This is a genomic window from Enterococcus sp. AZ011 (assembly GCF_050548355.1).
GTDB classification, from domain to species: domain Bacteria; phylum Bacillota; class Bacilli; order Lactobacillales; family Enterococcaceae; genus Enterococcus; species Enterococcus faecalis.
In genome coordinates this window covers 1511749-1532145 of record NZ_CP172959.1, presented here as the reverse complement: position 1 = coordinate 1532145, position 20397 = coordinate 1511749, and the positions used below count along the sequence as shown (strand labels likewise).

General features: G+C 36.8%; 20 protein-coding genes. 18 read left to right on the top strand and 2 right to left on the bottom strand.

The features are described from left to right. Positions 1-245 precede the first annotated feature (245 nt). Positions 246-962, bottom strand: a complete 717-nt coding sequence (locus IGL36_RS07430; protein ID WP_002398348.1) for an AAA family ATPase — start codon at positions 960-962, stop codon at positions 246-248. 272 nt (positions 963-1234) lie between these two features. Between IGL36_RS07430 and IGL36_RS07425 the strand changes: the two genes are divergently transcribed. From IGL36_RS07425 to IGL36_RS07350, 16 genes are all read left to right on the top strand, one after another. Then, a complete protein-coding gene (locus tag IGL36_RS07425; protein WP_002398347.1) occupies positions 1235-2551 on the top strand; it encodes a DEAD/DEAH box helicase in 1317 nt (438 codons plus the stop codon). Beyond that, positions 2541-3227: a ComF family protein gene (locus IGL36_RS07420; RefSeq protein ID WP_002361937.1), complete on the top strand. Its 687-nt coding sequence runs from the start codon at positions 2541-2543 to the stop codon at positions 3225-3227. The genes IGL36_RS07425 and IGL36_RS07420 overlap by 11 nt, the downstream gene beginning before the upstream one ends. 138 nt (positions 3228-3365) lie before the next feature. Then, positions 3366-3917 (top strand): ribosome hibernation-promoting factor, HPF/YfiA family, encoded by a 552-nt coding sequence (hpf, locus tag IGL36_RS07415; RefSeq protein ID WP_002357293.1) that lies wholly within the window; start codon positions 3366-3368, stop codon positions 3915-3917. A gap of 255 nt (positions 3918-4172) precedes the next feature. Next, positions 4173-6710, top strand: a complete 2538-nt coding sequence (secA, locus tag IGL36_RS07410) for a preprotein translocase subunit SecA (protein WP_002381826.1) — start codon at positions 4173-4175, stop codon at positions 6708-6710. Positions 6711-6786: 76 nt separating this feature from the next. Further along, positions 6787-7888 (top strand): peptide chain release factor 2 gene (gene prfB, locus IGL36_RS07405; protein WP_100068981.1). Its coding sequence is split into 2 segments (ribosomal slippage): positions 6787-6858 and positions 6860-7888, totalling 1101 coding nucleotides; the frame shifts between segments, so codons are not numbered across the junction. Between the two features lie 105 nt (positions 7889-7993). Beyond that, entirely contained in the window at positions 7994-8680 is a 687-nt protein-coding gene (gene ftsE / locus IGL36_RS07400; protein ID WP_002361935.1) for a cell division ATP-binding protein FtsE, read from the top strand. Continuing rightward, on the top strand, positions 8673-9557 hold the full coding sequence (ftsX, locus tag IGL36_RS07395; RefSeq protein WP_002364071.1) for a permease-like cell division protein FtsX: 885 nt from the start codon (positions 8673-8675) through the stop codon (positions 9555-9557). Before ftsE ends, ftsX begins: the two co-directional genes overlap by 8 nt. A 175-nt stretch (positions 9558-9732) precedes the next feature. After that, positions 9733-10587: a phosphate ABC transporter substrate-binding protein PstS gene (locus IGL36_RS07390; RefSeq protein WP_002357298.1), complete on the top strand. Its 855-nt coding sequence runs from the start codon at positions 9733-9735 to the stop codon at positions 10585-10587. 122 nt (positions 10588-10709) lie between these two features. Next, positions 10710-11630, top strand: a complete 921-nt coding sequence (gene pstC / locus IGL36_RS07385; protein WP_002357299.1) for a phosphate ABC transporter permease subunit PstC — start codon at positions 10710-10712, stop codon at positions 11628-11630. Further along, positions 11630-12514, top strand: coding sequence for a phosphate ABC transporter permease PstA (gene pstA / locus IGL36_RS07380; RefSeq protein WP_002357300.1), 885 nt, complete (start codon positions 11630-11632; stop codon positions 12512-12514). The genes pstC and pstA overlap by 1 nt, the downstream gene beginning before the upstream one ends. Positions 12515-12530: 16 nt before the next feature. Beyond that, positions 12531-13340 carry a phosphate ABC transporter ATP-binding protein PstB gene (gene pstB, locus IGL36_RS07375; RefSeq protein ID WP_002357302.1) on the top strand — a complete coding sequence of 270 codons (810 nt, stop codon included), beginning with the start codon at positions 12531-12533 and terminating at the stop codon, positions 13338-13340. Positions 13341-13350: 10 nt separating this feature from the next. Continuing rightward, complete coding sequence (gene pstB / locus IGL36_RS07370; RefSeq protein ID WP_002357303.1) at positions 13351-14109, top strand: phosphate ABC transporter ATP-binding protein PstB; 759 nt, start codon at positions 13351-13353, stop codon at positions 14107-14109. A gap of 14 nt (positions 14110-14123) precedes the next feature. After that, a complete protein-coding gene (gene phoU, locus IGL36_RS07365) occupies positions 14124-14801 on the top strand; it encodes a phosphate signaling complex protein PhoU (RefSeq protein WP_002357304.1) in 678 nt (225 codons plus the stop codon). A gap of 208 nt (positions 14802-15009) precedes the next feature. Then, entirely contained in the window at positions 15010-16611 is a 1602-nt protein-coding gene (gene liaX / locus IGL36_RS07360; RefSeq protein ID WP_010717009.1) for a daptomycin-sensing surface protein LiaX, read from the top strand. 74 nt (positions 16612-16685) lie between these two features. Beyond that, a complete protein-coding gene (locus tag IGL36_RS07355) occupies positions 16686-17009 on the top strand; it encodes a PspC domain-containing protein (protein WP_002357306.1) in 324 nt (107 codons plus the stop codon). Further along, entirely contained in the window at positions 17009-17365 is a 357-nt protein-coding gene (locus IGL36_RS07350; protein WP_002357307.1) for a phage holin family protein, read from the top strand. The genes IGL36_RS07355 and IGL36_RS07350 overlap by 1 nt, the downstream gene beginning before the upstream one ends. Before the next feature lie 35 nt (positions 17366-17400). Here IGL36_RS07350 and IGL36_RS07345 read toward each other — a convergent pair whose 3' ends face one another. Further along, entirely contained in the window at positions 17401-18363 is a 963-nt protein-coding gene (locus tag IGL36_RS07345) for a GIY-YIG nuclease family protein (protein ID WP_002361928.1), read from the bottom strand. A 209-nt stretch (positions 18364-18572) separates the two neighbouring features. Between IGL36_RS07345 and hprK the strand changes: the two genes are divergently transcribed. Next, the gene (gene hprK, locus IGL36_RS07340) at positions 18573-19508 is read left to right on the top strand and encodes an HPr(Ser) kinase/phosphatase (protein WP_002357309.1); all 936 of its coding nucleotides are present in this window, start codon (positions 18573-18575) and stop codon (positions 19506-19508) included. 17 nt (positions 19509-19525) lie between these two features. Then, entirely contained in the window at positions 19526-20359 is an 834-nt protein-coding gene (gene lgt, locus IGL36_RS07335) for a prolipoprotein diacylglyceryl transferase (protein ID WP_002381830.1), read from the top strand. Positions 20360-20397: the final 38 nt, after the last annotated feature.

Here is a 20397-nt window from a genome sequence, read left to right as displayed (position 1 = left end):
GGCAGTCATTCTGGTTTATCAGTTCCATAAATTATAGAGCCGAAATTAGTCCTGTGAGCTAGAGAAAGACAACTGTCTTTAATTTTTTACTTTAATCTAGATACTAAAAAAACATACTTAACAATCTATTTTCTGAATAATAAACGCCTTTTTCCGTAGTCTAAAAGTAGTAATTCAAAGAATGATTAACAATATTTTTATATACGAGTCATTATAGTATGGCATAAGCAATTCGAATAACAGACTTATTCAGCAAATAAATGAGAGAGAATTCTGTTTTTGTTGTTTAAAAATAATGAGGTTATTTCATAAGGCATACTTTCTTCATACGTGATTTCTAAAGGACTATCTTTATCAAAAGAAATAATTTGTGAGTCAGGCATTGCAAGTAATATAGGTGAATGAGAGACAATAATAAACTGAGACCCCTCATCAATTAGTTTTTTTATAGATATCATTAAGGCTAGTTGGCGTTGAGGTGAGAGAGCAGCTTCAGGTTCATCTAACAGGTACAGACCATTTCCTCTAAACCGATGGTTCACCAGATTCAAAAAACTTTCGCCGTGTGATTGATGATGTAGGGATTTATCGCCATATTCAGAAAAATCTAAGTCTATATTTTCTGCATATGTAGCAACATTGTAGAAACTTTCAGCTCTTAAAAAGAAGCCATCCGTAGCACGCTTTACACTTTTTCCAACAGTTAAATAATTATGTAAATCCAAGTGAGTATCGTTTGTAGAGAAATTAAAATTAATACTACCGCCTTCAGGATTAAATCCCCAATTGACTGCGATTGCTTCTAATAAAGTGGATTTTCCAGTTCCATTTTCACCTGAAAAAAAAGTAATAGGTTTTTTAAAATTTAGTAAATTAAATTTATTCAGCCCTTCAATTTTTGAAAAAACAGAATCTTCTTCAAAAGCTTTGAGTTCTAGTCTTTTTAAAAAAATATTTTCCATGATAAAGCTTGCTCCTTTCTAGTCTTTTCAAATTAAAGCTTGAATTACTAGATATACTTTAACATTAATTTTTCTTTAAAGGTAGATAAATTTGTTTATAAAAAAGCTGCATATAGGTAAGTCGAAAGTAGAAGATTCGTGTAAACAATAAAGCGTATCAAGAGTTTGTTTAGTAGGTAACGACTAGATAAGAATAGAAAGATAACGGTGGGAGATCTCCTTTTTCGCAAAAAAGCTAGAGAAATGCGTATTTTATAATTGAGGTGGTTAACATGGAAGATTTGCATGGACGTAAAATAATTCTTGAAGAAACAGAACCTTCAATACAGACAAAACTGGTTTATTTACCAACAATGTTAGAGCATTCACCCCTAACAATTCAATGTCAGCGGTGCGGGGAAGTCGTATCAAAAAAAGAAAATAGACTAGCGACAAATGTATACTACTGTCATGCGTGCATTCAATTAGGCCGTGTGACTTCTTGTCAAAAATTTTGTCATTTACCAGAAAGGCCCAATAGCCCAAGAACTGTCTTTTTTGAGTGGTCTGGACAATTAACAAAGGGACAGCAAGCGATCTCGGTTGAACTTTGTGAGACAGCAAAAGCAAGAGAGAATCGCTTAGTGTGGGCAGTTACAGGTGCAGGCAAAACAGAAATGTTATTTGCTGTTTTGCACCAAACCTTACAAGAAGGGGGACGAATTGCGCTGGCTTCGCCGCGTGTCGATGTTTGCTTAGAACTGTTTCCCAGAATCCAAGCGGTTTTTCCTCATGAAGCAATTGCTTTACTCCACGGAAACAGTCAAGAATCGTATCGTTATACGAAACTAGTGATTTGCACCACCCATCAATTATTGAAATTCCATCAAGCGTTTGATTTACTTATCGTTGATGAAGTCGACTCTTTTCCTTTTGTTAATAACGAGCATCTTTATTATGGAGTGCGTAACGCACGAAAAAAAAGAAGTAGTTTGGTGTACTTAACAGCAACCCCTACGAAAGAATTACGGAAGCTTTTACAGCAAAAGAAGTTAGCAGCCAGTATTTTGCCAGCAAGATATCATCGTAGGCCATTACCTGTGCCACGCCGATTTTGGGTTCAGTCGTGGCAACGTCTTTCTAGCAAAAATATTAAAATCATTGCACATCATTTGAAACGTTTATTGGTGCGTAATTCAGTTTTACTATTTTGCCCAAGCATTTCATTAATTCACCAATTGCATGCATTAATAGCTGAGCGATTTTCCGACAAAGAAGTTGTCGCCGTTTATGGTAGTGATGAGCTTCGCCTAGAAAAAGTTCAAGCAATGCGTCAGCAGAAAACGGATATTTTGATCACTACAACCATTTTAGAACGTGGTGTGACTTTTGATGCAGTCTCAGTTATTGTTTATGGTGCCAATCATCGAGTCTTCACTTCTTCAACACTTGTCCAAATTGCGGGCCGAGTCGATCGAAGACAAGAATTCAATTACGGCGAAGTTTTATTTTTACATGATGGGGAAACAAGAGACATGAAAGAGGCAATTCGGCAAATAAAGCAAATGAATCGCTTGGCTAGCAAACGAGGGATGTTAGATGGATTGTAAAAATTGCGCAAGCCCCATTCGTTTGGAGATAACATTAAAAATGCTCTTACGTTTTAAAAAATGGGCGAGGCCTTCACTTTGCCAGCACTGCCAAGCAAAGTTCCAGAAACTGCCAATGACAGGCACTTGTTTTGGCTGTAGTCGCGTCAGCCAAGAGCGCTATTGTTTTGATTGTCAAAGGTGGCAGCTGCTTTATCCAGAGTATTCTTTTCATAATGCAGCGTTGTTTCATTATGATGAAGGAATGCAAGAGTGGATGGAACGCTATAAATTTCAAGGAGACTATCGCTTAAGAATGTGTTTTAACGAGGAAATCAACTTTTACTTTCAGCAACAATCTGCGGACTATATTATTCCGGTGCCCTTATCCGAAAAACGAATGCAAGAACGAGGCTTCAACCAAGTAATTGGCTTACTAGAAGCGGCTGATGTTCCGTACAGCCCTTTTTTAATTAGAAAAGAGGAAAATGTTCCGCAATCTAAAAAAACTAGAAAGGAAAGGATGCAGTTGCAACAACCATTTGCCATCCAAAAAGAAAACCAAAAAAAATTAAAAAATTGTTCTGTTATTTTGGTGGATGACATCTATACCACTGGACGAACTCTTTTCCACGCAGCTGCTGTTATCAATGACTGTTATCCTAAAAGTTTGAATACGTTTACTCTCGCGCGGTAAAAAGAAAAGAATTCATAAATTTGATAACTATTTTGTTGGCAAAACCCAGATTATTCGATATAATGAAATTAAGAAGAAGGGAATTAAAGAGTGGTCCTTTAATCTTTTCTTTACTGGTAGATGAAAGGGGTAATTGTTATGTTTAGATATAATGTACGTGGAGAAAATATCGAGGTAACCGAAGCGATTCGAGACTATGTTGAGAAAAAAGTCGGTAAATTAGAAAGATATTTCAGCGATTCACCTGAAGCAACGGTTCACGTGAATTTGAAAGTGTACACTGAAAAAACAGCCAAAGTCGAGGTTACTATTCCTCTTCCTTATCTAGTTTTACGAGCTGAAGAAACGTCACCTGATTTATACGCAAGTATTGATTTGGTTGTCGATAAATTAGAACGACAAATTCGTAAATTTAAAACAAAAATCAACAGAAAATCTCGTGAAACAGGACGTAACAATACAAAAGCCGCTGTCTTCTTAGTTGGTGAAGAAACAGAAGAAACACCTTCAGAATTAGACATCGTTCGTACAAAACGTCTATCATTAAAACCGATGGACAGTGAAGAAGCTGTTTTACAAATGAACATGTTAGGACACAACTTCTTCATTTTTGAAGATGCTGAAACAAATGGAACAAGCATTGTTTATCGTCGTAAAGATGGCAAATATGGCTTGATTGAAACAGACTAAAGCTTAAAATAAGAGCTGAAATGCCTTCGTGCATTTCAGCTCTTTAAACATCTTTAAAGCACGGAGTAAAGAAAAAATAAAGAAATACATAAAATAACTTTAAAAGTTCCTCTTTTAAAGGAAAATGTCTGTAAAATAGAGAGAAATGGTTTTCTTTCTCGTCAAGTAATGATAAAATAAAACGGATAGATTGTGCTTCTTGTACAAAAAGGATACAAAAATAAAAAGAGGTAATTGAAAGGAACACAGATACCAATGGCAAATTTTTTGAAAAAAATGATTGAAAACGATAAAAAAGAATTAAGACGATTAGAAAAAATCGCCGATAAAATTGATGCACATGCAAGTGCAATGGAACAACTAAGCGATGAACAATTACGTGAAAAAACAGATGAATTTAAAGCCCGTTATCAAAAAGGGGAAACCTTAGACGAACTATTACCAGAAGCGTTTGCGGTTGTCCGTGAAGCTGCTAAACGAGTACTAGGTTTATTCCCATACCGTGTCCAATTAATGGGTGGGATTGTGCTTCATGACGGGAACATCCCTGAAATGAGAACAGGTGAAGGGAAAACCTTGACTGCCACAATGCCTGTATACTTGAATGCACTATCTGGCGAAGGAGTACACGTTGTTACAGTTAATGAATACTTAGCAACCCGTGACTCTAACGAAATGGGAGAATTATATAATTTCTTAGGCTTAAGCGTTGGCTTAAACATTAACTCTAAATCTTCTGATGAAAAACGTGAAGCGTATAACTGTGATATCACTTATAGTACAAATAACGAATTAGGATTTGACTATTTGCGTGATAACATGGTTGTTTATCGCAGCCAAATGGTTCAACGTCCATTAAACTATGCAATTGTCGATGAAGTGGATTCAATCTTAATTGATGAAGCAAGAACCCCATTAATTATTTCTGGACAAGCTGAAAAATCGACAGCACTCTATACGCGTGCCGATAATTTTGTCAAACGCTTAAAAGAAGACGAAGATTACAAAATTGATATTCAGTCTAAAACAATTGGTTTAACAGAAGCAGGTATTGAAAAAGCTGAACAAACTTTCGGATTGGATAACCTTTACGATATTGAAAATACAGCATTAACGCACCATTTAGATCAAGCGTTACGGGCAAACTATATCATGTTATTAGACATTGATTACGTGGTTCAAGACAATAAAGTCTTAATTGTTGACCAATTTACTGGTCGTATCATGGATGGTCGTCGTTATTCTGATGGCTTGCATCAAGCGATTGAAGCAAAAGAAGGCGTCGAAATTGAAGATGAAACAAAAACAATGGCGACGATTACGTTCCAAAACTACTTCCGGATGTACAAAAAACTAGCCGGGATGACTGGTACTGCTAAAACAGAAGAAGAAGAATTCCGTGAAATTTACAATATTCAAGTCATTCAAATCCCAACCAATCGTCCAATTATCCGTGACGATCGTCCAGATTTACTTTATCCAACCTTAGAAAGTAAATTTAATGCAGTGGTGGAAGATATTAAAGAACGTTACCACAAAGGGCAACCAGTGTTGGTGGGGACTGTTGCGGTAGAAACGTCAGAATTACTTTCTGATAAATTAAACGCAGCTAAAATTCCTCATGAAGTATTAAATGCGAAAAATCACTTTAAAGAAGCCGAAATCATTATGAATGCCGGTCAAAAAGGCGCAGTTACAATTGCAACAAATATGGCTGGTCGTGGAACGGATATTAAACTTGGTTTAGGTGTACTTGAACTAGGTGGTCTAGCAGTTATCGGGACAGAACGTCATGAGTCACGTCGTATTGATAATCAGTTGCGTGGACGTGCAGGACGTCAAGGGGATCCAGGGGTTTCACAATTTTATTTATCTTTAGAAGATGACTTAATGAAACGCTTTGGTTCAGAACGAATTAAAACATTCTTAGAACGAATGAATGTGCAAGAAGAAGATGCAGTTATTCAAAGTAAAATGTTTACTCGCCAAGTAGAGTCTGCTCAAAAACGTGTGGAAGGAAATAACTATGACACACGTAAAAATGTCTTACAATACGATGACGTGATGCGCGAGCAACGTGAAGTTATTTATGCGCAACGACAAGAAGTAATTATGGAAGAAAATGACTTGTCTGATGTATTGATGGGCATGGTAAAACGGACGATTGGCCGAGTGGTGGATAGCCATACACAATTAGAAAAAGAAGAATGGAATTTAGATGGGATTGTCGATTTTGCAGCCTCAACACTTGTCCATGAAGATACGATTTCTAAAAAAGATTTAGAAAATAAATCAGCTGAAGAAATCAAAGACTACTTAGTGGCACGTGCGCAAGAAGTATTTGAAGAAAAATCTCAACAATTGAATGGCCAAGAACAATTGCTAGAATTTGAAAAAGTAGTCATCTTGCGTGTTGTCGATACTAAATGGACAGATCACATTGATGCAATGGATCAATTACGCCAATCTGTCGGCTTACGTGCGTACGGTCAAAACAACCCATTAGTAGAATATCAAACAGAAGGTTATTCTATGTATAACAATATGGTGGGTTCAATCGAATATGAAGTAACACGTTTATTCATGAAATCGGAAATTCGCCAAAATGTCCAACGTGAGCAAGTAGCTCAAGGACAAGCGGAACATCCAGAAACAGAACAAGATGCAGCTGCACAAAGCAACACAAGTGCGAAGCGTCAACCTGTGCGTGTAGATAAAAAAGTGGGCCGTAATGATTTATGCCCATGCGGAAGTGGCAAAAAATTCAAAAATTGTCATGGAAGAAACGCTTAATTAAAGAAAAAACGCAGGGTGGGGCAATTTGTCCCGCCTTTGCTCTTTTTACCATAAAGAGAAAGAAGGAATCATTTTGGAAAACCCAGAAATTCGTACATTATTAGACGAAATGACACAAAAAATTACTAGCTTCAGGAGGTCTCTTTGACTTAGACCAGTTAGAAGAAGACATTGCCGAGGCGGAAAATCGGATGGGAGAACCTGGTTTTTGGGACAACACAGAAACGGCTCAAAAGCTAATTAACGAAACCAATAGTTTGAAAGAAAAATATCAACAATTTCATCAGCTCTCTGAGGAACTTGACGAATTAACGGTGATGTTTGAATTACAACAAGAAGAATATGATACAGAGATTCAAGAAGAATTGGAAGAAAGAATTCATCTCTTGCAAGAACGTTTAACAACGTATGAGCTATCCTTACTACTAAATGAGCCATATGATCATAATAATGCCCTAATTGAATTACACCCTGGTGCCGGTGGTACTGAATCACAAGATTGGGGAAGTATGCTTTTACGAATGTACACACGTTGGGCAGAAAGTCACGGTTTCCAAGTTGAAACGTTGGATTACCAAGCTGGAGATGAAGCAGGGATTAAAAGTGTCACCTTATTAATCAAAGGTTACAATGCTTATGGTTACCTAAAATCTGAAAAAGGTGTCCATCGTCTTGTGCGGATTTCGCCCTTTGATTCCGCCAAACGCCGTCATACTTCGTTTTGTTCAGTTGATGTAATGCCTGAATTAGACGATACAATAGAGATTGCGATCAATCCAGATGACTTAAAAATTGATACCTATCGAGCAAGTGGTGCTGGTGGTCAGCATATTAATAAAACAGAATCGGCTGTTCGAATTACACATATTCCAACAGGCACCGTTGTCGCAAGCCAAGCACAACGTTCTCAATTAAAAAACCGTGAGCAAGCAATGAGTATGTTAAAAGCCAAATTATATCAATTGGAAATGGAAAAGAAAGCCCAAGAAGCAGCAAGTTTACGTGGTGAACAAATGGAAATTGGCTGGGGCTCACAAATCCGTTCTTACGTGTTCCATCCGTATTCAATGGTCAAAGACCATCGGACAAATTACGAAACCGGCAATGTACAAGCTGTGATGGATGGAGACCTTGATGGTTTCATTGATGCCTACTTAAAACAGCGCTTAAGTTAAGCTCTTCATTAAATTGAAATAAAAATGTAACTTAATGCAAGAAGTTTGCAATATTGACATGTTATAATGAGTAGGATTGAAGAAAAAAGAGATGGAGAGAACGCCATGATTGAAATGAAAGATGTAATGAAGAAATATTCGAATGGTACAACAGCGATTCGAAATATTTCAGTAGAGATTGACCAAGGCGAGTTCGTCTATGTGGTTGGTCCCTCAGGTGCAGGGAAATCAACCTTTATTAGATTAATGTATCGTGAAGAAAAAGCAACAAAAGGTAATTTGACAGTTGCAGGTCATGATTTAATGAAAATAAAAAATAAAGAAGTTCCTTATTTACGTCGTGAAATCGGCATCGTTTTCCAAGACTATAAACTATTACCAAAGAAAACTGTGTATGAGAACGTGGCCTATGCGATGCAAGTTATCGGACGACGTCCTCGCGAAATCAAAAAACGCGTGATGGAAGTTTTAGATTTAGTCGGTCTAAAACATAAGGTACGTGTTTTTCCAAGCGAACTTTCTGGTGGGGAACAGCAACGGGTATCCATTGCACGAGCAATTGTAAATACACCGAAAGTTTTAATTGCCGATGAACCAACTGGGAACTTAGATCCAGAGAATTCATGGGAAATCATGAAATTGTTGGACCGGATTAACGCACAAGGAACAACAGTCGTGATGGCAACGCATAATAGTACAATTGTAAATACGATTCGTCACCGTGTTATTGCCATTGAAAATGGTCGCATTATCCGTGACCAAGTGGAAGGAGAATACGGCTACGATGATTAGAACATTCTTTTCTCATTTATTTGAAAGTATCAAAAGTTTAAAACGGAACGGTTGGATGACTGTTGCCTCAGCAAGTGCGGTTACAATTACATTAGTTTTAGTTGGTATTTTTATGGGCGTTATTTTTAATGCAACGAAACTTGCTGATGATATCGAAAAAAACGTGACAGTGTCTGTCTTTGTCGATATTGGTACAAAACAAAATGAAATGAAAACATTAGAAAAACAACTTAAAGGATTAGACAATGTTGAAGATATTTCTTATTCAAACAAAGATCAACAATTGAAAAAAATCCAAGAACAAATGGGGGATGCCTGGAATCTTTTCGAAGGCGACAGTAACCCATTATATGATGTGTATTATGTCCGTGCGAAAACACCAGAAGACACGAAAGATATTGCGAAACAAGCAGCTAAATTCCCAAGTGTTTTTAAAGCCGATTACGGTGGTGTAAATTCAGACAAAATCTTTAAAATCGCTCAAACCGTTCGAACTTGGGGCTTAGCAGCTGCTGCATTACTTTTATTCGTTGCAGTGTTCTTAATTTCCAACACTATTCGGATTACGATTTTATCTCGTCAAAAAGAAATCCAAATTATGCGTCTTGTAGGAGCCAAAAACAGTTTCATTCGTTGGCCGTTCTTCTTAGAAGGTGCTTGGATTGGGTTGATTGGCGCAATCGTGCCAGTCATTATTATGACGTTAGGCTACCATCAAGTTTATAACATGTTTAACCCGCAGTTATTGCGTTCGAATTATTCATTAATTCGTCCAGAAGATTTTATCTGGAAAGTCAATCTATTAATGATTGCAACAGGAATGATTATTGGATCACTAGGTTCAGTTATTTCAATGCGTCGTTTCTTGAAAATTTAAACGAAAAAAAGCTCTCCATTTTGGAGAGTTTTTTTTGTTTTAGTTTTAAAATACTTGTTATTTAATTTAAGAGTTTTCTCAGTTGTACCAACAAATTGATAACTTATAATTTTCAAGTCCTACATATAATGGTAAAATAGAATAGATTGAAATTAATTGGAGGAATAATGAATCGATGAAAAAAAGATTGCTATTATTTATTGGTTTGGCAAGTATACTTACTTTGACAGGATGTGCAAAATGGATTGATCGTGGTGAATCCATCACAGCGGTAGGCTCATCAGCTTTACAACCATTAGTAGAGACAGCGAGTGAGGAATATCAAAGTCAAAATCCGGGAAGATTTATTAATGTCCAAGGGGGCGGAAGCGGAACAGGTCTGAGTCAAGTCCAATCTGGTGCGGTAGACATTGGTAATTCTGATTTATTTGCAGAAGAGAAAAAGGGCATCAAAGCGGAAGACTTAATTGATCATAAAGTTGCTGTTGTTGGGATTACACCAATCGTTAACAAAAATGTCGGTGTCAAAGATATCTCAATGGAAAATTTAAAGAAAATCTTTTTAGGTGAAGTAACAAACTGGAAAGAACTTGGCGGGAAAGATCAAAAAATTGTTATTTTGAACAGAGCGGCCGGTAGTGGTACGCGTGCGACTTTTGAAAAGTGGGTCTTGGGAGATAAAACAGCCATTCGTGCGCAAGAACAAGATTCCAGCGGCATGGTTCGTTCCATTGTTTCTGATACACCAGGAGCGATTAGTTATACCGCATTTTCATATGTTACTGATGAAGTAGCTACGTTAAGTATTGATGGTGTTCAGCCAACAGATGAAAATGTAATGAACAATAAATGGATTATTTGGTCTTATGAACACATGTACACTCGTAAAAATCCAAGTGATTTAACCAAAGAGTTTTTAGACTTTATGTTGTCAGATGATATCCAAGAACGTGTGATTGGTCAATTAGGGTATATTCCTGTTTCAAAAATGGAAATTGAACGGGATTGGCAAGGAAATGTCATTAAATAATTCTCTTAACACAAAATTTACAAACTTAACATAAAATTTACATGTTATTAAAAACAAATTGATGTAAAAAAGGTACACTATTTTTATCTGTAAAAGTTGGATTGTTTGAGGAGGAAATATTCTTGGAAGATGTACAGAAAAAATTATTAACAAAATCGAAAAGAGCCAAGATGGAGCAACGAGGGAAATTTATTAGTTTCCTATGTATTGCCTTAATTGTAGCAGTGGTTGTTTCAATTTTCTATTTTGTTGCAAGTAAAGGACTTGCTACATTCTTTAAAGATAAGATTAACGTGTTTGATTTCTTATTTGGAACAAACTGGAACCCAAGTGATATCGGCGCAGACGGTAAACCCATGGTTGGGGCTTTACCGATGATTGCGGGTTCCTTTATTGTAACGTTTTTGTCAGCGATTGTTGCGACACCATTTGCGATTGGAGCGGCTGTTTTTATGACAGAAATTTCACCTAAAAAAGGAGCAAAATTTTTACAACCAGTTATTGAATTACTTGTAGGGATCCCCTCTGTTGTTTATGGATTTATTGGTTTATCTGTCATTGTTCCTTTTGTCCGTTCAATCTTTGGCGGAACTGGCTTCGGTATTTTAGCTGGTACGTTTGTGCTATTTGTCATGATTTTACCAACGGTTACTACGATGACCGTAGATGCATTAAAAGCTGTGCCTCGACATTATCGTGAAGCGTCGTTGGCGCTTGGTGCTACGCGTTGGCAAACGATTTATAAAGTTGTCTTGCGGGCAGCTGTGCCTGGTATTTTAACTGCGGTTGTCTTTGGTATGGCTCGTGCGTTTGGTGAAGCCTTAGCAATCCAAATGGTAATCGGAAATGCAGCTGTGATGCCAACTAGTTTGACAACACCAGCTTCGACACTAACAAGTATTTTGACAATGGGGATTGGGAATACAATTATGGGAACAGTTGAAAACAACGTTCTTTGGTCTTTAGCCTTGATTCTATTGTTGATGTCTTTACTATTCAACATTGTTATCCGAATTATCGGTAAGAGAGGAGCCTTAAAATAATGAATGCAAAAAAAGCAGATAAAATCGCAACAGGTATCTTATATGCCGTATCTGGCGTCATTGTTTTAATTTTGGCGGCCTTACTGATTTACATTTTAGCTAGAGGAATTCCACATATTTCGTGGGAATTTTTAACACAACCATCCAGAGCTTATCAAGTTGGTGGTGGGATTGGTATTCAGCTTTTTAACTCACTATATTTACTATTGATTACAATGATTATTAGTATTCCAATTTCATTGGGTGCTGGAATTTACTTATCGGAATATGCGAAAAAGAATTGGTTAACTGATTTAATTCGTACCTCAATTGAAATTTTAAGTTCATTGCCTTCCGTTGTTGTCGGGCTGTTCGGCTTCTTGATTTTCGTTGTACAAATCGGATATGGCTTTTCAATCTTATCAGGTGCGTTAGCATTAACATTTTTTAACTTACCATTATTGACTAGAAATGTTGAGGAATCTTTGAAAGCCATTCATTATACACAGCGTGAAGCGGGGTTAGCCTTAGGTCTTTCACGTTGGGAAACAGTTAAAAAAGTTATTTTGCCAGAAGCGTTACCAGGAATTTTGACAGGTGTTATTTTGAGTTCTGGTCGGATTTTCGGTGAAGCCGCTGCGTTAATTTATACAGCAGGACAAAGCGCACCTGCCTTAGATTTCAGTAATTGGAATCCATTGAGCGTTTCAAGTCCAATTAGCATTTTCCGTCAAGCGGAAACGTTGGCTGTGCATATTTGGAAAATTAATACCGAAGGAACGATGCCAGATGGCGCTGCGGTCTCAGCAGGTGCCTCCGCTGTGTTAATTTTAGTAGTTTTACTTTTCAATTTCGGCGCTCGTTTTATCGGCAACCGTCTTTATAAGAGAATGACATCAGCTTAATGTTAGGGGAATTAGCATGAAAGAATACAATTTAAATGATACCCATTTACTTCAACTAGATAGCCAAAAAGACCCGATTGCGTTACACACGGAAGACTTACATGTCTTTTACGGGGACAATGAGGCTATCAAAGGTGTTGATTTGCAATTTGAAAAGAACAAAATAACCGCCTTAATTGGGCCTTCTGGTTGCGGTAAATCCACGTATTTACGTTCGCTAAATCGTATGAACGATGGCATTGCCAATTCACGTGTTACTGGAAAAATTATGTATAAAGATGTCGATGTCAATACGAAAGAAGTTGACGTCTACGAAATGAGAAAACGCATTGGCATGGTTTTTCAGCGGCCCAATCCATTTAGTAAATCTATCTATGAAAATATCACATTCGCATTGAAACAGCATGGTGAAAAGGATAAGAAAAAATTAGATGAAATCGTTGAAACAAGTTTGAAGCAAGCCGCACTTTGGGATCAAGTGAAAGATAACTTAAACAAAAGCGCCTTAGCTCTGTCTGGTGGGCAACAACAACGTTTGTGTATCGCTCGGGCAATTGCGATGAAACCAGATATTTTATTGTTAGATGAACCGGCAAGCGCGTTAGATCCGATTTCAACAGGAACGGTTGAAGAAACGTTAGTGAATTTAAAAGATGATTACACGATCATCATTGTGACACATAACATGCAACAAGCGGCGCGGATTAGTGACTATACAGCTTTCTTCTATATGGGTAAAGTCATTGAATACGACCATACAAGAAAAATCTTTACACGACCAAAAATTCAAGCAACGGAAGACTACGTTTCAGGACATTTTGGTTAGGAGGAGCAAGATGGGCAAAGAAATTATTTCATCAAAAGATTTACATTTATATTACGGGAAAAAAGAAGCATTGAAAGGCATTGATTTAACTTTTAATCAAGGAGAATTAACTGCCATGATTGGTCCTTCTGGTTGCGGGAAGTCAACGTATTTACGTTGCTTGAATCGTATGAATGATTTAATCCCAGACGTAACTATTACTGGAAGTGTTGTCTATAAAGGAAAAGATATTTATGGACCGAAAACAGATAACGTTGAATTACGTAAAGAAATTGGCATGGTTTTCCAACAACCTAATCCATTTCCGTTTTCAGTTTATGAAAATGTGATTTATGGCTTGCGCCTAAAAGGAGTCAAAGACAAGCAAGTCTTAGATGAAGCAGTTGAAACCAGTTTGAAAGCTGCTGCTGTTTGGGAGGATGTCAAAGATAAACTTCACAAAAGTGCACTTTCACTTTCTGGTGGACAACAACAGCGGGTTTGTATCGCTCGTGTGTTAGCTGTGGAACCAGATATTATTTTATTAGATGAACCAACTAGCGCCTTGGACCCAGTTTCTAGTGGTAAAATTGAAAACATGCTGTTAACATTAAAAGAGAAATATACCATGATTATGGTGACACATAATATGTCACAAGCATCACGGATTTCTGATAAAACGGCCTTCTTTTTACAAGGTGATTTAATTGAATTTAATGACACGAAAAAAGTATTTTTAAATCCAAAAGAAAAACAAACAGAAGATTACATTTCTGGTAAATTTGGTTAAAAGGGGGAAAAAGAATGTTACGGACACAATTTGAAGAAGAACTATTGAATCTGCACAATCAATTTTATGAAATGGGTATGATGGTTAGTAGTGCCGTCCATAAATCCGTGAAGGCATATATTAATCATGATAAAAAATTAGCTCAAGAAGTGATTGATCGCGATATTGAAATCAATGATATGGAAGTCAAACTTGAGAAAAAGAGTTTTGAAATGATTGCGTTACAACAACCAGTGACAACAGACTTACGTATGATTATCACTGTTATGAAAGCTAGTTCGGATTTAGAAAGAATGGCGGACCATGCCGTTTCAATTGCTAAATCAACGATTCGCTTAAAAGGAGAAACACGTATTCCTGAAATCGAAAAAGAAATTTCAGATATGTCTGATTATGTGAAAAAAATGGTGGATAATGTTTTAATCGCCTACGTTAAAACGGATCAAAAAGATGCACGAATGATTGCACAAATGGATGATCGTACTAATGAATATTTCGATAGTATTTACAAACATGCCGTAGAAGCAATGAAAGCTAATCCAGAAACGGTCATTAGCGGAACTGATTATCTACATGTGGCACAATACTTGGAAAGAATTGGCGACTATGTCACAAATATTTGTGAGTGGATTGTTTACTTGGCAACTGGTAAAATTACCGAATTGAATAGTAATCGTGACGAACAATTTTAAGAAAAACAAATAAAAAAACTAGGAGACGGCCTTTTTTAGACCAATTCCTAGTTTTTTTAGCGTAAAATGAACTGATTTTATAAAACTAGTCCTTACTAATGAGAAGAAATCGTTCTTAAGTCCTATGACAAATGATCAAAAACAAGGCATAATAATGCATGTAAGGAAAACACTATTGAGTGAAAAATTTGCTAAGGAGGCAATATCCATGAAAGAAAGAGAACGCGTATTAGAATTAGTGAAAAAAGGTATTCTAACGTCAGAAGAAGCGTTAATTTTATTAGAAAATATGGCAACTGAAAAAGATGAAAAACAAATCGAAAAAGCTGCTGAAAAAGTTGATACACAAAATATTGGAACAACAAATAAAGAAGATCAAGTCGCAGATTTAATGGATGCATTAGAAAAAGGCGAATCAGAAGGACCTACTGTTGATTCGTTTGAAGAAAATACACAGGACAGTGCAGAAAAAGATCGTGAAAACTTAGAAAGAATTCTTGATGAGTTAGCAACAAAAGCCAATCGTGCTTCGGCTGAATTGGACGAAGTCAACGCAGAAATTGCCGGCATCAAAGAAGAAATTAAAGAAGTCGCTGAAGAAATTGGAACATTAGATACAAAAGAAGAATTAGATGCATTAACAGAAGATGAACAAGTTCAACGAAAAGACTTGCACGTTTTACTTGCACAATTAGAAGAAAAATTAGCGACTCAAAGTACTGAAAAAACAGCACTGGAAGAAGAACTAAAAAATATTCGCAAAGAACAATGGAAAGGTCAATGGAATGATACAAAAGAAAAAGTTTCTTCTCAATTCTCTGAAGAGTGGAAAGATCAAGCCACAGACACCTTTAACCAAGTCGGCGGTAAAGTTGCCGAAGTTGGCGGCCAAGTGGGAGAATTCTTGAAAAAAACATTTAATTCTTTCAGTGATACCATGAATGATAATGTGGAATGGAAAGACATTAAAATGAAAGTTCCTGGTGTGGCAACAACTAAGTTTGAACATGAGTTTAACTATCCAAATCCACAAGCAAGTTTAATTGATGTCAAGGTAGCAAATGGTACCGTGGTTTTCAAAACTTGGGATCAAGAAGATGTGAAAGTCGAAGCAAAAATCAAATTATATGGTAAAATGGCAGGAGATTCACCAATGGAAGCTTTCTTAGAACGAAGTGACATTGATGTGGATGATGAAACAATTTCTTTCCAAGTGCCAAACAAACGGGTGAAAGCAGATTTAACGTTCTATTTACCAAAACGCACTTACGATCATGTATCTGTTAAATTATTAAACGGAAATGTCTTAGTAGAAGAGTTAACAGCGAAAGATGTTTACACAAAATCAACGAATGGGACGATTACGTTTAAAAAAATTGATGCAACTATGTTAGAAATTGAAGGCGTGAATGGTGAAATTAAAGTCCTAGAAGGAACGATTTTAGATAACATTATTGAAACAGTCAATGGTGATGTGTCTATTTCCGCGGCACCAGAAAGTCTAAGTGTTTCTCTGATTAATGGAGATATCCGCATTACAGCTAAAGAAAAAACGCTTCGCCGTGTTGAAGCAAGCTCTGCAAATGGGAATATCAAGTTGGCCTTGCCAAATAACTTAGGCGTTGAAGGGCAAGTGAAAACGAATTTAGGTAGTATTAACAGCCGTTTAACAGATATTGAAGTTGTTCGTGAAAAGAAAGATCGCGGCAATCAACAATTACATTTTAGACGTGTACTGGAAGAATCAATGGCTCAAATTAATGCTTCTACAACAACGGGAAGTATTTTCCTAAAAGATACGGATAAATAATTAATAATTTTAAGCTAGATGGGCTGACGAATCAGCCTTTCTAGTGTAAAATTTAGTAGACGAGGTGAAAACATATGAAAAGAAAACTAACAAAATCTCCGAATAACGTGGTTTTAACAGGAAGCTTAGCTGGGATTGCTGATTGGCTAGGAATTGACCCAACAATTATTCGTGTCGTTTATGTCTTGCTCAGCTTTTTCTCAGCAGGATTTCCAGGCATTCTCTTATACATTGCCTTAGCAGTCTTGATCCCTTCTGGAAGAACAGGAAGCGATCGCGGCTACGGCCATCAAAATCCTTATAATAGAAATGTTCGCAATGAAAATCCTTATGCTGCCAATAAAAAGCAACGTAAAGAAGCGGAAAAAATTGATGATGACGAATGGAGTGACTTTTAATGACATATTTTCAGCGATTGGTTGTTAATACACTGACATTCATTTCTTTATCAGTTGTTTTTCCTGGCATGATTCATGTGAGAGGCATAATGCCTGCAATTATTGCCGCCTTTGTTCTCTCAATCCTAAATATGTTGGTGAAACCAGTCTTAACAATCTTGTCGCTCCCATTTACTTTATTAACGTTTGGTCTATTTAGCTTTGTTGTCAATGCAGCGATTTTACAAATGACCTCGTTTTTTGTGGGGGAAATGAACTTTGGCTTCTCAAGTTTTTGGGCAGCGGTGCTAATGGCTGTAATTATGTCAATTGTCAATACGATCGTTACGGATCACAATTTATCTAAATATGAATAAAAAAAGCCTGAAGAACGTAGCATAAAATGCGTTCTTCAGGCTTTTTCGATGGTTAAATTTTCTAGGTGACATTCTGGATGGCGGCTGATATAGCCATATAAAATGTTTAAAAAATCAACTTGTTGCTTCGAGTAATGCTCAATTGTTTTCGGTGGTTTTTTGGGCATGATTTTTTTTGCTAGTTCAAGCGATGAATATTTTTGAAACGTTTGTTTAGTTACAACACGTGTTGCTACCACCAAGCCTTGGTAAATTAAATAGTATTTGATTTTTTTCTGACAAGGTAACCACATCAGTTGCCAATCTCGTTGGTTAGCTTGACTAATTCGTTGATTTTGGTTTGCAAAGCGCGTCAAAAAGAGCCAATCTTCTTTGAGTTTTGCCGCTTTTTCGAAGGCTTGTTTTTCAGCAGCTTCTTGCATTTGTTGAGCAATTCGTTTGATTGGTTCTCGTCCTTGATTATGGAAAAAGTCGAACAATTCTTGTTGAAATAGTTCGGTCGGAATGGCACTCTCTTTTTGAAAGGTTTGATGCCAATAGTTGGTTGGGACGAGATCGTAGATACTATCCAAAATTATTTTTAAACGGTTTAATTTTCGGCGAATCGAATAAGGACCAAAACAGTTCTCTTTAGTGGGAATATTTAAGAGTTTAATCTCTAATTGCCGCTCATTAACGGCTACCGATACATAAGAATATTGTTCATAAGCATTCATTTGGCGATTGTAGCGCGGCCGATACTGTTGAATCAGTTGACATTCTAGGAGGAGCGCATCCAATTCTGTGTCAGTATGGAGAACATCGAAGTCTATAATTTGTTTGACTAAACGCATCGTCTTTCGAGAATGTTGATTACTATTAATAAAATAGCTCGACACGCGATTTTTTAATTTTTTGGCTTTACCCACATAAATAATTGTGTCGGTTGCGTCTTTCATTAAATAAACACCCGGTGTTAACGGTAATTGATGGGCTTTTTCCTTTAAATATTCTTTCATAAGTTTCCTCTTTTCTTAAAAGGATCGGCTTCAAGTATACAAAGTTTTCTGAAATAGTCAAGTAACAGAAATAGCATAGGTAATTTCACTGAAAAATAGTTTCATTTTTTTGAAATATGATAATTCTAGGAATTATCTAGTGAATAGCTAGAAACTTGTATTTTTAAATGATAAAATATAACAAGTAGCAGAAAGGACTGACATTCGATATGACAGAAGTGGTAAAGATTTATCAACTGGTAGAAAATCTTTCTTTAGAAGTAGTATACGGAGATGAAGAAAGCTTAAATAGAACAATTAAAACTGGTGAAATTTCCCGGCCAGGTTTAGAATTAACTGGGTATTTTAATTATTATTCCCATGACCGTTTACAATTATTTGGGAGCAAAGAAATTACCTTTGCAGAACGAATGATGCCTGAAGAGCGTTTATTAGTGATGCGCCGTTTATGTGCGAAAGATACTCCAGCCTTTATAGTATCCAGAGGACTAGAAATCCCCGAAGAATTAATTACAGCAGCAAAAGAAAATGGGGTTTCTGTATTACGTTCACCGATTTCAACTTCCCGTTTACTAGGGGAACTATCCAGTTATTTAGATGGCCGTTTAGCTGTTCGGACAAGTGTCCATGGGGTTTTAGTTGATGTTTATGGACTTGGTGTTTTGATTCAAGGAGATAGCGGTATTGGTAAAAGTGAAACAGCTTTAGAGCTTATTAAACGTGGACATCGGCTAATCGCAGACGATCGTGTCGATGTTTATCAGCAAGATGAATTAACCGTGGTTGGAGAGCCACCAAAAATTTTGCAGCATTTAATTGAAATTCGTGGTATCGGAATTATTGACGTCATGAACCTGTTTGGAGCTAGTGCGGTCCGCGGCTTTATGCAAGTTCAATTGGTCGTTTATTTAGAGGCATGGGAAAAAGACAAGAAATATGATCGTCTTGGTAGTGATGATGCAATGGTTGAAATAGCTAACGTTGATGTCCCTCAGATTCGTATTCCTGTTAAGACCGGCCGAAATGTGGCCATTATCATTGAAGTAGCAGCAATGAACTTCCGCGCGAAAACAATGGGCTATGATGCAACAAAAACGTTCGAAGAGCGCTTAACCCGTTTGATTGAAGAAAATTCAGGAGAATAGAAGGAGAAGATGTGATGATGTTAGCTCAAGTAAATTCAATTGCATTTCGCCTTTTCGGTATTCCCGTCTATTGGTATGCAATTATTATTGTTTCAGGGATTGCTTTAGCTGTTTGGCTAAGTAGTCGTGAAGCCGTTCGTGTTGGTTTAAAAGAAGATGATGTCTTTGACTTTATGCTCTGGGGATTACCTGCAGCAATTGTTGGCGCGCGCTTGTATTACGTCGCTTTTCAATGGCAAGATTATGTAGACAATCCGATTGAAATTTTCTTTACTCGAAATGGTGGCTTAGCGATTTATGGTGGTCTTATTGGTGGGGGACTGGCGCTGTTTTTCTTTACGCGTCATCGTTTCATTTCTACATGGACTTTTTTAGATATTGCCGCACCAAGTGTGATTTTAGCGCAAGCAATTGGTCGCTGGGGCAACTTTATGAATCATGAAGCCTATGGGCCAGCGACCACCAGACAATTTTTAGAAAATCTCCATTTACCAACGTTTATCATTGATAACATGAATATCAACGGAACGTATCATCAACCAACATTTTTATATGAATCTGTCTGGAATGTTTTAGGCTTTATCGTTTTAGTGTTATTACGCAAAAAGCCACACTTTTTAAAAGAAGGCGAAGTCTTTTTAGGTTATATAATATGGTATTCTTTCGGCCGTTTCTTCATCGAAGGCTTACGGATGGACAGTTTGTATGCGTTTAGTAACATTCGTGTCTCACAATTGTTGTCTTTAGTGATGTTCGTGGCAGCAATTGTTATTGTGATCGTTCGTAGAAGAAATCCCAATTTGAAATTTTACAATCGGGAGAAACAAAAGAAAAAAATAACAACTTCTTAATCCAACTTGATCGAAGAATATGGTAAACTAAAGAAGTA